The following is a 15,002-nucleotide window of genomic DNA, read 5'->3' on the forward strand; positions in this document are numbered from 1 at the left end:
CCTTAAGGGAGAGGCGCGTTTAGGTCGAGATTAAATGTTTTGTCGATCACGCTGAATGCCACTACCGGGCCAGCCATCAACGGTATTGGAGGAAGACGTTGTCTCGCCCGAACTGGTCACGCAAAGCTTGAATCAAGCCGTCGGCGGGATCAATTCGCCAGGTCTCGCCGAATTGGAGCATGGCCTTGGCATCGTTACCGGTGTACTCCATGGTCACCGGGCACGCGCCCCGATGCCGCTTGAGCAACTCACCCAACCAGCGTAGCTGATCGCCCTTGAGCGCCTCGGTTTTAACTTTCAGGCGCAGGCTTTCGGCCAGGTTGGTGCGGGCATCTTCCATGCTCATTACACGCTTGATCCGCAGGCGCAGGCCGCCGGAGAAGTCGTCGTTGCTGACCTCCCCTTCCACCACCACCATGGCGTCGGTCTGCAAAAGCGACTGAGCAGAGTGGAACGCATCGGCGAACAATGAGGCTTCGATCCGGCCCGAACGGTCGTCAAGGGTGATGAACCCCATCTTGTCGCCCTTTTTATTTTTCATCACCCGCAGCGCAATGATCATGCCGGCCACGGTCTGGGTATCCCGCGCCGGTTTCAGGTCGATGATGCGCTGACGGGCGAAACGGCGGATTTCCCCTTCGTACTCGTCGATCGGGTGGCCGGTGAGATAGAGGCCCAAGGTGTCTTTTTCGCCCTTGAGCCGCTCCTTGAGGGTTAACTCCTTGGCCTTGCGGTGATTGGCGTACACGTCCGCGTCTTCTTCGACGAACAAACCTCCGAACAGGTCGGCATGCCCACTGTCGTGGGTGCGGGCGGTCTGTTCGGCGGCCTTGATCGCTTCTTCCATGGCGGCCAGCAGCACCGCGCGGTTGCGGTCGATATTGGCCTGATAAGCCTTGGGCTCATCATGGAAATAAGGGCCGAGACGGTCGAGTGCGCCACTGCGGATCAAGCCATCCAGGGTTCGCTTGTTGATACGTTTGAGATCGACCCGCGCGCAGAAGTCGAACAGATCTTTGAAAGGCCCGTCCTGACGCGCTTCGGTGATGGCTTCCACCGGGCCCTCGCCCACGCCTTTGATCGCACCCAGGCCATAAATAATGCGGCCTTCGTCGTTGACCGTGAACTTGAACTCCGAGGCGTTCACGTCCGGCGCGTCGAGGCGCAGCTTCATGGTGCGCACTTCCTCGATCAAGGTCACGACCTTGTCGGTGTTGTGCATATCCGCCGACAGCACCGCTGCCATGAATGGCGCAGGATAGTGCGCTTTCAACCAGGCGGTCTGGTACGACACCAAGCCATAGGCGGCAGAGTGGGACTTGTTGAAGCCGTAACCGGCGAATTTCTCCACCAGGTCGAAGATGTTACCCGCCAGATCGGCGTCGATATTGTTAGTGGCGCAACCCTCAATGAAACCACCACGCTGCTTGGCCATTTCCTCAGGCTTCTTCTTACCCATCGCACGACGCAGCATGTCGGCGCCGCCCAGGGTATAGCCCGCCATCACCTGAGCAATCTGCATCACCTGTTCCTGATACAGGATGATGCCGTAGGTCGGCGCCAATACTGGCTTTAGGCCTTCATATTGGTAATCGGAATGCGGGTACGCCAGCTCGGCACGCCCGTGCTTACGGTTGATGAAGTCATCCACCATGCCTGATTGCAGCGGGCCCGGACGGAACAGGGCCACCAGTGCGATCAAGTCTTCCAGGCAGTCGGGCTTGAGCTTTTTGATCAGCTCTTTCATACCGCGGGATTCAAGCTGGAACACCGCCGTGGTTTCGGCTTTTTGCAGCAGGGTGTAGGTCGGCTTGTCGTCCAGCGGAATAAAGGCGATATCCAGCGGTTCCTCGCCCACCTTGGCGCGGTCGCGGTTGATGGTTTTGAGGGCCCAGTCGATGATGGTCAGGGTACGCAGGCCGAGGAAGTCGAACTTCACCAGGCCGGCCGCCTCCACGTCATCCTTGTCGAACTGGGTTACCAGGCCGTCGCCTTCTTCGTCGCAATAGATCGGCGAAAAATCGGTGAGTTTGGTAGGCGCGATCACCACGCCACCGGCGTGCTTACCGACGTTACGCACTACGCCCTCAAGTTTGCGGGCCATCTCCCAGATTTCGGCGGCTTCTTCGTCGACTTTGATGAAATCGCGCAGAATCTCTTCCTGCTCGTAAGCCTTCTCCAGGGTCATGCCGACTTCGAACGGGATCATCTTCGACAGACGATCAGCCAGGCCGTAGGACTTGCCCTGCACCCGCGCCACGTCGCGGATCACCGCCTTGGCCGCCATGGAACCGAAGGTAATGATCTGGCTCACGGCGTTGCGGCCATATTTTTCGGCTACGTATTCGATCACGCGGTCGCGACCGTCCATGCAGAAGTCGACGTCGAAGTCGGGCATGGACACCCGCTCCGGGTTCAGGAATCGCTCGAACAGCAGGTCGTATTCCAGCGGGTCAAGGTCGGTGATCTTCTGCACATAGGCCACCAGCGAGCCAGCACCTGACCCCCGGCCCGGGCCCACCGGCACGCCGTTGTTCTTGGCCCACTGAATAAAGTCCATCACGATCAGGAAGTAACCGGGGAACCCCATCTGGATAATGATATCCAGCTCGAAATTCAACCGGTCGACGTAGACCTGGCGCTTGGCTTCGTAGTCTTCGGTGGTTTCCTTGGGCAGCAGGACCGCCAGCCGCTCCTCAAGGCCATCGAACGAGACCTTGCGGAAATATTCATCGATGGTCATGCCATCTGGAATCGGGAAGTTAGGCAGGAAGTGCTTGCCCAGCTTCACTTCGATATTGCAGCGCTTGGCGATCTCGACAGAGTTTTCCAGGGCCTCGGGCAGGTCGCTGAACAGCTCGGCCATTTCTTCGGCGCTTTTAAGGTACTGCTCTTCGCTGTAATTCTTCGAACGGCGCGGGTCATCCAGGGCTCGGCCTTCGCCGATGCACACTCGGGTTTCGTGGGCCTCGAAATCTTCCTTCTTGATAAAGCGCACATCATTGGTCGCCACCAGCGGCGCACCGAGTTTGTCGGCCAATGCTACGGCGGCGTGCAGGTGCTCTTCATCGTTGGGCCGATTGGTGCGCTGCACTTCCAAATAGAAACGGTCGGGAAAAACCTGCATCCACTCGCGGGCCAGCACTTCGGCTTCCTGGGGATTGCCGCCCAGCAGCGCGATACCGATCTCGCCCTCTTTAGCGGCGGACAGCATGATCAGCCCTTCGCTGGCTTCGGCCACCCACTCGCGCTCGATGATGATCGAGCCATTGCGCTGACCGTCGATAAAACCGCGGGAAATCAGTTCGGTGAGGTTGCGATAGCCGACGCCATTCATCGCCAACAGGCTGATGCGGCTCAAGGGGTTGTCGGGGTCTTTGTTGGACAGCCACAGGTCGGCGCCGCAGATCGGCTTGATGCCGGCGGCCATGGCATTTTTATAGAACTTGACCAGGGAACACATGTTGTTCTGATCAGTCACCGCTACCGCAGGCATGTTCATGCCCACCAGGGTTTTGACCAGGGGTTTGATCCGTACCAGGCCGTCGACCAGGGAGTATTCAGTGTGCAGGCGCAGGTGAACGAATGAAGCCGGCATAGTGATCCTGTTCTAATACATGGAGACAACAAGGCCCGGATTGTACCGGGCCTTGGCAAAAACATCAGCCTCGCGACTAAACCTCGCTGAAGCTCTCGCGCAGCTCGTAGGCCTGGCGCACCGGGGCGAAGGAGCGGCGATGAATCGGCGTCGGGCCGAGGCGTGCGAGAGCTTCCAGATGAACGGGCGTCGGGTAGCCCTTATGCCCGCCGATGCCATAACCTGGGTAGATCAGTTCAAATGCAGCCATTTCCCGATCACGACTGACTTTGGCCAGAATCGAGGCCGCGGCAATCGCCGGCACCTTGCTATCACCCTTGACCACCGCTTCCGACGGCATGCTCAGTTTCGGGCAACGGTTGCCGTCGATCATCGCCATCTTCGGCGTGATGTGCAGGCCTTCGACCGCACGCTGCATCGCCAGCATCGTGGCATGGAGAATATTGAGCGTGTCGATTTCTTCGACTTCGGCCCGGGCGATATGCCAACTCAAGGCTTTTTCACAGATCTCGTCATACAGCTTTTCACGGCGTGCTTCGGTGAGTTTTTTCGAATCGTTCAGTCCCAGGATCGGTCGATTCGGATCCAGAATGACCGCCGCCGTGACCACCGCACCGCACAGTGGGCCACGTCCTACTTCATCGACGCCGGCCACCAGCTCATGGGCTTGGGCAACCAGGCTGAAATCCAGGCCCATTTGCGTACTCATAAAGCTTCCTGTTGTTTGCCGATCAAGTTCAGCACGGCGTCGGCTGCCTGGTTCGAGGCATCACGGCGCAACGTGCGGTGAATGGCGTCGAACCCACGGGTCTGTTCTTCGCCGCCGTCGATCAAGGGTAGTAGGGTCTGCGCCAGGGCGTCCGGCGTAGCATCGTCCTGCAACAACTCCGGCACCAACAGGCGTTGGGCCAACAGGTTGGGCAGGGAGATGTAAGGGCTCTTGACCATGCGCTTGAGAATCCAGAAGGTCAGCGGCGCCAAACGATAGGCCACGACCATAGGGCGCTTGTACAGCAAGGCCTCCAGCGTGGCAGTACCCGAAGCGATCATGACCGCATCGCACGCCGCCAAAGCCAGATGGGACTGACCATCCAGCAAGGTCAACGGCAGGTCGCGGTCTGGCAGCAGCGCTTCGATCTGCGCACGACGTTGCGGGCTGGCACAAGGCAATACAAACCGCACGCCGGGCTTAAGGACCATCAGGCGCTCGGCCGCATCGAAGAAGACGCTGGCCAGACGTCCGACTTCACCGCCTCGGCTGCCCGGCATCAGCGCCACCAGCGGACCTTCTGGCAAGCCCAGTTCGGCGCGGGCCGCGGCTCGGTCGGCGTGCAGGGGAATGGCGTCGGCCAGCGTGTGCCCGACAAACCGCACCGGCACGCCCTTCTCTTCGTAGAATTTGGCCTCGAACGGCAACAGGGTCAGCATCAGGTCGCAACCCTCGCGAATCTTCAGCACGCGCTTCTGCCGCCAGGCCCACACGGACGGGCTGACATAATGCACGGTCTTGATCCCGGCCTGACGCAACTTGAGTTCGATATTGAGGGTGAAATCCGGTGCGTCGATGCCGATAAAGACGTCAGGCTTTTCTTCGATCAAGGTCTGGATCAGCAGTTTGCGCCGCGCCAGCAACTCGCGCAGACGACCCAATACTTCCACCAGCCCCATGACCGACAAGCGCTCCATGGGAAAGTAGGACGCCAGGCCTTCAGCCTGCATCAGCGGGCCGCCAACACCGATAAACTCCACCGCCGGATGCTGAGCCTTGAGGGCTCGCATAAGACCTGCGCCCAAAATATCGCCGGAAGCTTCTCCGGCCACCAGCGCTATACGCAGATTGGCCATGGTCAGCGGGTGATGCCGCGCGTCGACGCCTGGATCGAGTCACGGAACACCGCAACTTCCGGGAACAACGCAGCCGGTTCGGTCAGTTGGGTCAGTGCCTGCTCCACGGTCAGCCCCTGGCGATAAACCACCTTATAGGCGCGGCGCAGAGCATGGATGGCATCATCGCTGAACCCGCGACGGCGCATGCCTTCGAAGTTCATGCTACGCGCTTCGGCCGGGTTGCCGAATACCGTGACATACGCCGGAACGTCCTTGCCGATGGCGGTCCCCATGCCCGAGAAGCTATGGGCGCCGATATGGCAATACTGATGCACCAGGGTAAAACCGGACAGAATCGCCCAGTCATCAACATGAACATGCCCAGCCAACGCGGTGTTATTCACCAGGATGCAGTGGTTGCCGATGACGCTGTCATGACCGATATGGGCGTACGCCATAACCAGGTTGTGATCACCCAGGGTGGTTTCGGCGCGATCCTGCACGGTACCGCGATGAATTGTCACGCCCTCTCGGATGATGTTGTGATCACCGATAACCAAGCGCGTTTCTTCACCTTTGTACTTCATGTCCGGTGTGTCTTCGCCTACCGAGGAGAATTGGTAGATGCGATTGTGCTTGCCAATGCGGGTCGGACCTTTGAGGATCACATGCGGCCCGATGACAGTCCCCTCGCCGATTTCCACACCTGCGCCGATGATCGACCAGGGGCCGACCTCAACGTCGGCGGCCAGTACGGCCGACGGATCGATGATTGCGCGAGGGTCAATCAAACTCATAGTTTGCGTTCCGCGCAGATGATCTCGGCGGAGCACACCGGCTTGCCATCCACCGAGGCCTGGCACTCGAATTTCCAGATTTGGCGCTTGCAGCTGATGAACTTAGCTTCCAGGATCAACTGGTCACCTGGAGTGACCGGGTTGCGGAAACGCAGCTTGTCCGAGCCCACGAAATAGTAAAGCGTGCCATCGGCGGGCTTGAGGTCGAGCATTTTGAAACCAAGGATACCGGCAGCCTGGGCCATCGCTTCGATGATCAACACGCCCGGCATGATGGGGTGTGCGGGAAAGTGACCATTGAAGAACGGTTCGTTGATGCTGACATTCTTGTAGGCGCGAATGCGCTTTTCCTCAACATTGAGGTCCACTACGCGATCCACCAGCAGGAACGGGTAACGGTGAGGCAGGTATTCGCGAATCTCGTTGATGTCCATCATTTCGGGGGGAAGCCTGTAATAAAGATTGGGGGCGGGCGGACTAAAAGCACGCCCCGCTAGCAAATCAAGGAGGCAGCCTAGCGGCTGTACACACTTGATATGAAAATGGTATCAGCCTTCTGATGAAGCATTACTGCCAGGGGTCACTTCTCCAACACGCTTTTCCAGCTGTTTGAGACGTCGAGCCATATCATCAAGCTGCCGCAAACGCGCCGCACTCTTGCGCCATTCGGCCGCCGGCTGCATGGCGGTACCGGAGGAATAGGCGCCCGGCTCGGTAATCGAATGGGTCACCATGGTCATACCGGTGATGAAGACGTTGTCGCAGATATCGATATGCCCAACCAGCCCGACCCCCCCGGCGAGCATGCAATGCTTGCCAATTCGGGTACTGCCGGAAATCCCCACGCATGCGGCCATAGCGGTGTGATCGCCAATCTGCACGTTGTGGGCGATCTGGATCTGATTGTCGAGCTTCACGCCATTACCGATCACGGTATCGGCCAAGGCCCCACGATCCACCGCCGTGTTCACGCCAATTTCCACATCGTCGCCGATCAGAACGCCACCGACCTGGGCAATTTTGTTCCAGACGCCTTTGGCTTTGGCAAAGCCGAAGCCTTCGCCACCGATCACGGCACCCGACTGGATGACCACACGCTGGCCGATTCGCACATCGTGGTACAGGGTCACCCGCGGCGCGAGCCAGCCATCGGCGCCGATCTCGCAACGCGCACCGATAAAGCAATGAGCCCCGACCGTGACGCCTGCGGCGATGCGCGCACCACTCTCGATCACCGCAAAGGCACCAATGCTGGCCGCTGGGTCAACCTGAGCGTCATCGGCAATCACAGCTGAAGGATGAATACCGCCTGCCGCTTTGGGTTTTGGATCGAACAGGTGCGACACCTTGGCATACGCCAGGTACGGGTCCGCTACCACCAACGCCTCCCCCGCGAACCCTTCAGCGTCGGCAGCTTTGAGCAACACGGCTGCGGCACGACTGTCGACAAGGTATTTACGGTACTGAGGGTTTGCGAGGAAGCTCAACTGAGCTGGGCCAGCCTCCTGTAAGGTGGCTAGCCCAGTGATTTCCTTCTCCGGGGAGCCACGCAAGGTGGCCCCCAGGAACTCGGCCAACTCGCCGAGTTTGATAGTCGCGGTCATGGCTTACTTCAGCTGATTCATGCGCTCGATCACCTGACGGGTGATGTCGTACTGAGGTTTAACGTCGATCACAGCGCCACGCTCGAACACCAGGTCAAAGGCACCCTTCTTGATGACTTCTTCCACGGCGCTGTCGAGCTTAGGCTTGAGCTGCTTGAGCATTTCGCGGTCGGCAACAGCCTTGGCTTCGTTCAGCTCCTTGGATTGGAACTGGTAGTCACGGGCCTTTTGCTTGAATTCCAACTCCAGACGCTCACGCTCGCCTTGCTGCATCTTGTCGCCACCAGCCACCAGACGGTCCTGGATGCCCTTGGCACTGCTTTCCAGTGTCTTGAGTTTGGTCAGTTGCGGACCGAATTTCTTTTCAGCGTCCACGGCGTATTTTTTGGCCGCGTCGGACTCCAGCAGCGCCATCTGATAGTTCAGGACGGCGATTTTCATTTCGGCGAAGGCCGGGGTCGCTACCAGCACGGTTGCCAGCAGAACCAATTGAGTCAACTTACGCACGATGTACTCCTACAGAATCCGTTGTCGTTATCTTAGGTCAAACGCTTAGAACGTCTGGCCGAGGGAGAATTGGAAAATCTGGGTTTCAGCGTTATCCGGCTTCTTGATCGGCATGGCCAGAGCAAAGCTCAACGGGCCCAGCGCGGTCACCCACGTCACACCCACACCCACGGAGCTTGCCATGTTGCTCAGGCTCACGTCGTTACACTGGGTGTTGGACTTCACGCCGCTCGGGTTGGTGATCTGCTCGCACTTGGAGTCGAACACGTTACCCACGTCCCAGAATACGGATGTACGCAGGGAACGCTGATCTTTCACGAACGGCAGCGGGAACAGAATTTCGGCACCACCTTGGATCAACACGTTACCACCGAATGGCAGCGGGTCGTTGTCCGAGTCGGCCGTGGTGCCCTGGTTACCGGTCACACCTACACCACGACTCGGCGTACCGCGCGGGCCAAGAGTACTGTCCTTGAAGCCGCGTACCGAGTTGAAACCACCTGCGTAGTAGTTTTCATAGAACGGCAGACCATTGGTCGAACCATAACCATCGCCGTAGCCCAGCTCAGTATGCAGGCGCATGGTGTAGTTATCACTCAATGGCTGGAACAGCTGGCCACGGTAGTCGAGCTTGAAGAACGACAGGTCGCTGCCCGGCGTGGTGACTTCCGCCGTCAGGCTCTGGGAATGGCCGCGGGTTGCGAGCACACCTTTGTTCAGGGTCGACTCGGACCAGCCAGCAGAGGCCTTGAAGTTCAGGAACTTGTCGCCTTCACGACGGGTGAAGTCGAAGATTTCGTCTACGGTGTAGACACCGGTCTTGATCTCATCCTGCTGCGCCGACAAGCCGAAGGTCAGGCGCGAGGTTTCGCTGATCGGATAGCCGATGTTCACGCCAGCACCCAGGCTGTCGATCGCATAGCTAGCTACGTCTACGTCGAGATCTTTGTAGTCGGTGGTGCGGTAGAAGGCGTTGTAGCCCAGGCTCACACCGTCGGCGGTCCAGTAGGGGTCGACATAACCGAAGTTATAGCGGCTTTGGTATTCGCTACGGGTCAGGCCGATGGAAACCTTGTTACCGGTACCGAGGAAGTTGTTCTGGGTGATCGAACCACCAAGAATCAGACCGGCACTCTGCGCGAAACCGACGCTGGCGGTGATGGAGCCCGACGCTTGCTCTTCAACGGCGTAGTTCACGTCAACCTGGTCATCCACACCTGGCACCGCCGGTGTTTCGACGTTTACTTCCTTGAAGAAACCCAGGCGCTCAAGACGGGTCTTGGACTGATCGATGAGGTAAGTCGACGCCCAGCCACCTTCCATCTGACGCATTTCACGACGCAGCACTTCGTCGGCAGACTTGGTGTTGCCACGGAAGTTGATGCGGTTAACGTAAGCACGCTTGCCAGGATCCACCACGAAGGTGATGTCGACGGTGTGATCTTCGTCATGGGGCGTTGGAACGCCGTTGACGTTGGCGAAGGTATAGCCTTCGTTACCGAGACGACGCGTGATCAGTTCGGAAGTGGTGGTCATCAGCTTGCGCGAGAACACTTGGTCTTTCTGCACCAACAACAGGGACTTGACCTGGTCTTCAGGCACTTTCAAGTCACCACTGAGTTTCACGTCACGAACCTTGTACTTCTCGCCTTCGTTGACGTTGACAGTGATATAGACGTGTTTCTTGTCCGGCGTGATGGACACCTGGGTCGAAGCGATATCCATGTTGATATAGCCGCGGTCCAGGTAGTAGGAGCGCAGACGTTCCAGGTCACCGGAGAGCTTTTCACGAGCATACTTGTCATCGTTCTTGAAGAACGACAACCAGTTGGTGGTTTTGAGTTCGAACAAATCGACCAGGTCTTCATCAGCAAACTTGGTGTTGCCCACCACGTTGATGTGCTGAATGGCCGCCACGGTGCCTTCGTTAATGTTGACCTTGAGGCCTACACGGTTACGCGGCTGCGGAACTACTTCCGTTTCCACGGTCGCCGAGTAGCGGCCCTGGGCTACGTACTGGCGTTGTAGCTCGTTACGTACACCTTCGAGGGTGGCACGCTGGAAGATTTCGCCTTCGGCCAAGCCAGATTGCTTAAGGCCCTTCATCAGGTCTTCAGTGGAGATCGCTTTGTTGCCCTCGATCTCGATACTGGCGACGGAAGGTCGCTCAACGACGTTGATGACCAGGACGTTGCCTTCTCGACCCAGTTGGATGTCTTGAAAGAACCCGGTTTTGAACAGCGCACGAGTGGATTCCACCAGGCGACGATCATCAGCCTGTTCCCCGACGTTCAACGGCAAGGCACCAAAGACGCTACCCGCGGAAACCCGCTGGAGGCCGTTGACGCGAATATCGGAGATGGTGAAGGACTCGGCGTGAACTTCGGCGATCATCAATACGGTGAGAACCGCAGTTAGCAGCAGACGTTTCATGAAGTCCTTTCTTATTCCAACTGGCAATAAACAAACTGCCGCAAAATGCGGCAGATTCGCAATTCAGCGAAGCGTTACAGACGACCCAGATCGTTGACCAGGGCTAACAACATCACCCCAACCACCAAACTGATACCAATCTGTATCCCCCAACCCTGCACACGATCCGACAAGGGGCGACCACGCACCCACTCGACCAGATAAAACAGCAGATGCCCCCCATCCAATACCGGAATGGGCAGCAAATTCAGAACACCCAGGCTGATACTCAGATAAGCCAGGAAATTCAGGAAATCCGCGACACCCGACTGGGCAGAAGCGCCCGCCACTTTAGCAATGGTTATCGGCCCACTCAAGTTTTTTACCGAGAGCTCGCCGAACAACATTTTCTTGAGGGATTCGAGCGTCAGCACACTCATGGTCCAAGTGCGTTTGGCACCCTCGCCGATTGCCGCCAACGGCCCGTAGCTGACCTCCCTCATCATCGAAGGCGGCCACTCGGGACTCTTGACCCCAGCACCCAGATAACCGCCGGCCGCCTTGGCTTCCCCGCGTGCCGCCAACGTTACAGGGACGTCGATTTGAGCATTATCGCGCTCAACTTTCAGCACAATTTTGGTATCAGGGCGAACACGCACCAGATCGACCACCTGCTGCCAGTCATTAAGCGCCTGTCCATCGAGCGCCAATAGGCGGTCGCCGGTTTTCAGACCTGCGGCATGGGCCGGGCCTTTAGGGTCCAGCTCCGCGAGCACTGGCGGCAACACCGGCCGCCATGGACGAATCCCCAGGGATTTGATCGGATCGGGCTCATCAGCCCCTTTTAGCCAGTGATCCAATGCCAGTGAACGGGCGGTTTCGGCAGTTGAATCCTGCTCACGCACGATGACGCTGACGGTGCCGCTTTCACCCAGGCGACGCACCAGTTGGAGATTGACCGCGCCCCAGCCTGTTGTGGGTTCGCCATCAATGGAAACAATTTCCTGCCCGGCGACCAAACCCGCTTTAGCTGCAATGCTGTCCGGCTCGACCGCACCGATCACCGGACGGATCTGTTGGCTACCCAGCATGGCCAACACCCAGAAAAACAGCATGGCCAACAGGAAGTTGGCGATCGGACCGGCCGCCACAATGGCGATACGCTGACGAACGGTTTTGCGATTGAAGGATTGGTCCAACTGGTCGGCCGGCACTTCGCCTTCACGCTCATCGAGCATCTTGACGTAGCCACCCAACGGAATGGCTGCGACCACGAACTCAGTGCCATGGCGATCATGCCAGCGCACCAGCGGCATGCCAAAACCGACGGAAAAGCGCAGTACCTTGACGCCGCAACGACGCGCCACCCAGAAGTGGCCGAATTCGTGGAAGGTAACCAGCACACCCAGAGCAACCAGGGTGCCGACAATCATATAAAGCGCACTCATCTAATTTCTCCGCATTCCAATCCAGTGCCAGAAGGCTCAACGCGCCGACAGACTATTTCGCGTTGCGGCTCAGCCAGTGTTGCGCAAGGACGCGAGCCTTGGTATCCGCCTCGAACACCGCACCCAGATCGCCGACCGCCACGACAGGCTCCAGACTCAGCACGTCCTCGATGATACTCGCGATCTGCGGGAAGCGGATGCGCCGTTCGAGAAACGCTGCTACGGCCACTTCGTTGGCCGCATTGAGCATCGCCGGCGCACTGTTACCTGCCTCGGCCGCTTGCCGCGCCAGGCGCAGACAAGGAAAGCGCTGCTCGTCCGGCGCTTCGAAATCCAGGCGAGCCACTGCAAACAGGTCTAGTGGGGCCACACCGGAATCGATGCGTTCCGGCCACGCCAAGGCATTGGCAATCGGCGTGCGCATATCGGGATTGCCCAATTGGGCCAATACCGAACCGTCCACATAATCGACGAGAGAATGAATCACACTTTGCGGATGAATCACCACCTCGACCTGATCAGGGCGCGCATCGAACAGCCAGCATGCCTCGATCAGCTCCAGGCCTTTGTTCATCATGCTGGCCGAATCTACGGAAATCTTACGCCCCATCGACCAGTTAGGATGGGCGCAGGCTTGGTCGGGAGACACATGCTCCAATTCGACCAGCGGTGTTTGCCGGAACGGACCGCCCGAGGCAGTGAGTAGAATCCGCCGCACGCCGACCTGACTCAAACCTCGCGCAAAATCACCCGGCATACACTGGAAAATAGCATTGTGCTCACTGTCGAGCGGCAGCAGCACCGCACCGCTCTTGCGCACGGCCTGCATAAAAAGCGCACCGGACATTACCAGCGCTTCTTTATTGGCCAGCAGGATTTTCTTGCCCGCATCCACTGCCGCAAGAGTCGGTCGCAGGCCCGCCGCACCGACGATAGCCGCAACCACCGTGTCGACCTCGGCATCCGCCGAAACCTGGCACAGCCCCTCCTCCTCCACCAACACTTGAGTGGCGAGCCCGGCCGCGCGCAGATCAGCCTGCAAACCACGCGCCGCGATGGGCTCAGGCACCACGGCATAGCGCGGTGCATGGCGTACGCATAACGTCAGCAACTCGCTGAGGCGCGTAAAACCTGTAAGCGCGAAGACCTGGTAACGATCCGGGTGGCGCGCGATGACATCCAAGGTGCTCAATCCCACCGAGCCGGTCGCCCCCAGCACGGTGACCTGCTGCAAGCGGCTCACGAAGCGGTCATCCACAGCAACACGGCAAAGATCGGGATGGCGGCGGTAAGACTGTCAATACGATCAAGCACGCCGCCATGCCCTGGCAGCAGATTACTGCTGTCCTTGATACCGGCTTGGCGCTTGAACATGCTTTCAGTAAGGTCTCCGACCACCGAGATGAAGACCACGATTGCGGTGCCCAGCAAGGCTAGGACAATTTCCTTTCCCGACCAACCACGCACCACGCCGACCACCAGCGCGATGGCCAGGGTCAATGCCAGGCCGCCGTACACACCTTCCCAGCTCTTGCCAGGACTGACGGCCGGGGCCAGCTTACGCTTGCCAAAGGCTCGACCCGAGAAGTAGGCACCAATATCAGCCCCCCAGACCAACACCATCACCGCCATGATCAGCCAGTTACCCATTGGCGAGTTCTTGATTTCCACCAACCCCTGCCAGGCTGGCAACAGAATCAACAGGCCAATCACCAGCTTGCTGGCGACACTGGACCACTGGCTGCTGGTGCGCGGATAAGTCAGCACCAGAAAGGTCGCCAGCGCCCACCACAGTACCGCAGCGCCCAACACCCATGGCACCACGATGCTCGACAGGGTATGCATCAGGAACAACAGCAGCGCCACGACCGCGGCGTAGGCCACGCGGGGCAACTGAGCGGTGAAACCGGCCAGACGCGCCCATTCCCAGGCACCCAAGGTCACGACCAGGCCAATAAACAGCGCAAAACCGGAACCATCGAGCAGGAAAAACCCACACAAGGCGATCGGTAACAGGATCAGAGCAGTGATGATTCGTTGTTTTAGCATTTAAACCCGGGCTCCAGCTTCGATCTGCTCGCTCGTTTTACCGAAGCGACGCTGACGAGAAGCGAAATCGGCCAGTGCAGTGCGCATGGCATCGTGTTTGAAGTCCGGCCAGAACAGGTCGGAGAAGTACAACTCGGTGTAAGCCAGCTGCCACAACAGGAAATTACTGATGCGGTGCTCGCCACCGGTGCGGATGCACAAGTCCGGCAACGGCAGGTCGCCGGTGACCAGGCAGGTTTGCAGCAATTCGGGCGTGATGTCGTCCGGTCGCAGATGACCGGCCTGGACTTCGCGAGCCAAGCGCTGCGCAGCCTGGGCGATGTCCCATTGGCCGCCGTAGTTAGCTGCAATCTGCAACACAAAACGGTCGGCTCCGGCGGTGATGGCCTCAGCTTCGCGCATGGCCGCTTGCAGCTCCGGGTGGAACCGCGAGCGATCACCAATAATGCGCAGGCTGATGTTGTTGTCGTTGAGACGCTTGGCCTCTCGACGAAGGGCCTTGAAGAACAGATCCATCAACGCGCTGACTTCTTCGGCGGGGCGCTGCCAGTTCTCACTGGAGAACGCGAACAACGTGAGCACCTCCACCTTGGCCTCGGCACACACCTCAATCACCGCCCGCACCGCATCGACACCCGCTTTATGCCCGGCAACACCCGGCATAAAGCGTTTCTTCGCCCAGCGATTATTCCCATCCATGATGATCGCGACATGGCGCGGCACCACGGAGGGCACAGTCTGCTTGGTCTTTTCCATGAAG

General features: G+C 58.7%; 12 protein-coding genes. All 12 read right to left on the bottom strand.

The features are described from left to right. Nucleotides 1-76: 76 nt before the first annotated feature. Nucleotides 77-3,598, bottom strand: coding sequence for a DNA polymerase III subunit alpha (gene dnaE, locus K1567_RS09480; protein WP_034096250.1), 3,522 nt, complete (start codon nt 3,596-3,598; stop codon nt 77-79). Between the two features lie 76 nt (nt 3,599-3,674). Next, nucleotides 3,675-4,307, bottom strand: coding sequence for a ribonuclease HII (gene rnhB / locus K1567_RS09485; protein WP_034096249.1), 633 nt, complete (start codon nt 4,305-4,307; stop codon nt 3,675-3,677). Next, complete coding sequence (lpxB, locus tag K1567_RS09490) at nt 4,304-5,443, bottom strand: lipid-A-disaccharide synthase (protein WP_220698404.1); 1,140 nt, start codon at nt 5,441-5,443, stop codon at nt 4,304-4,306. The genes rnhB and lpxB overlap by 4 nt, the downstream gene beginning before the upstream one ends. A gap of 2 nt (nt 5,444-5,445) precedes the next feature. Next, on the bottom strand, nt 5,446-6,222 hold the full coding sequence (gene lpxA / locus K1567_RS09495; RefSeq protein ID WP_034096247.1) for an acyl-ACP--UDP-N-acetylglucosamine O-acyltransferase: 777 nt from the start codon (nt 6,220-6,222) through the stop codon (nt 5,446-5,448). Continuing rightward, nucleotides 6,219-6,659: a 3-hydroxyacyl-ACP dehydratase FabZ gene (gene fabZ / locus K1567_RS09500; RefSeq protein ID WP_003172281.1), complete on the bottom strand. Its 441-nt coding sequence runs from the start codon at nt 6,657-6,659 to the stop codon at nt 6,219-6,221. Before fabZ ends, lpxA begins: the two co-directional genes overlap by 4 nt. Before the next feature lie 111 nt (nt 6,660-6,770). Then, entirely contained in the window at nt 6,771-7,826 is a 1,056-nt protein-coding gene (gene lpxD, locus K1567_RS09505; RefSeq protein WP_034112165.1) for a UDP-3-O-(3-hydroxymyristoyl)glucosamine N-acyltransferase, read from the bottom strand. Nucleotides 7,827-7,829: 3 nt separating this feature from the next. Then, complete coding sequence (locus tag K1567_RS09510; protein ID WP_003219314.1) at nt 7,830-8,333, bottom strand: OmpH family outer membrane protein; 504 nt, start codon at nt 8,331-8,333, stop codon at nt 7,830-7,832. Nucleotides 8,334-8,378: 45 nt separating this feature from the next. Next, a complete protein-coding gene (bamA, locus tag K1567_RS09515) occupies nt 8,379-10,766 on the bottom strand; it encodes an outer membrane protein assembly factor BamA (RefSeq protein WP_220698405.1) in 2,388 nt (795 codons plus the stop codon). Nucleotides 10,767-10,840: 74 nt separating this feature from the next. After that, entirely contained in the window at nt 10,841-12,193 is a 1,353-nt protein-coding gene (rseP, locus tag K1567_RS09520; RefSeq protein WP_220698406.1) for a sigma E protease regulator RseP, read from the bottom strand. A 52-nt stretch (nt 12,194-12,245) separates the two neighbouring features. Beyond that, nucleotides 12,246-13,436, bottom strand: a complete 1,191-nt coding sequence (gene ispC, locus K1567_RS09525) for a 1-deoxy-D-xylulose-5-phosphate reductoisomerase (protein WP_220698407.1) — start codon at nt 13,434-13,436, stop codon at nt 12,246-12,248. After that, the gene (locus K1567_RS09530) at nt 13,433-14,242 is read right to left on the bottom strand and encodes a phosphatidate cytidylyltransferase (protein WP_034096242.1); all 810 of its coding nucleotides are present in this window, start codon (nt 14,240-14,242) and stop codon (nt 13,433-13,435) included. The genes ispC and K1567_RS09530 overlap by 4 nt, the downstream gene beginning before the upstream one ends. Continuing rightward, nucleotides 14,243-14,998 carry a polyprenyl diphosphate synthase gene (uppS, locus tag K1567_RS09535; protein ID WP_034096241.1) on the bottom strand — a complete coding sequence of 252 codons (756 nt, stop codon included), beginning with the start codon at nt 14,996-14,998 and terminating at the stop codon, nt 14,243-14,245. It lies immediately after the preceding gene. Nucleotides 14,999-15,002: the final 4 nt, after the last annotated feature.

The sequence above is a fragment of the Pseudomonas sp. S5F11 genome (assembly GCF_019641515.1).
In the GTDB taxonomy this organism is placed as follows: Bacteria; Pseudomonadota; Gammaproteobacteria; order Pseudomonadales; family Pseudomonadaceae; genus Aquipseudomonas; species Aquipseudomonas rhodesiae.

Coding starts and splice junctions, on each gene's coding strand:
- dnaE (WP_034096250.1), bottom strand. CDS start 3,598: ATGCCGGCTTCATTCGTTCACCTGCGCCTGCACACTGAATACTCCCTG.
- rnhB (WP_034096249.1), bottom strand. CDS start 4,307: ATGAGTACGCAAATGGGCCTGGATTTCAGCCTGGTTGCCCAAGCCCAT.
- lpxB (WP_220698404.1), bottom strand. CDS start 5,443: ATGGCCAATCTGCGTATAGCGCTGGTGGCCGGAGAAGCTTCCGGCGAT.
- lpxA (WP_034096247.1), bottom strand. CDS start 6,222: ATGAGTTTGATTGACCCTCGCGCAATCATCGATCCGTCGGCCGTACTG.
- fabZ (WP_003172281.1), bottom strand. CDS start 6,659: ATGATGGACATCAACGAGATTCGCGAATACCTGCCTCACCGTTACCCG.
- lpxD (WP_034112165.1), bottom strand. CDS start 7,826: ATGACCGCGACTATCAAACTCGGCGAGTTGGCCGAGTTCCTGGGGGCC.
- bamA (WP_220698405.1), bottom strand. CDS start 10,766: ATGAAACGTCTGCTGCTAACTGCGGTTCTCACCGTATTGATGATCGCC.
- rseP (WP_220698406.1), bottom strand. CDS start 12,193: ATGAGTGCGCTTTATATGATTGTCGGCACCCTGGTTGCTCTGGGTGTG.
- K1567_RS09530 (WP_034096242.1), bottom strand. CDS start 14,242: ATGCTAAAACAACGAATCATCACTGCTCTGATCCTGTTACCGATCGCC.
- uppS (WP_034096241.1), bottom strand. CDS start 14,998: ATGGAAAAGACCAAGCAGACTGTGCCCTCCGTGGTGCCGCGCCATGTC.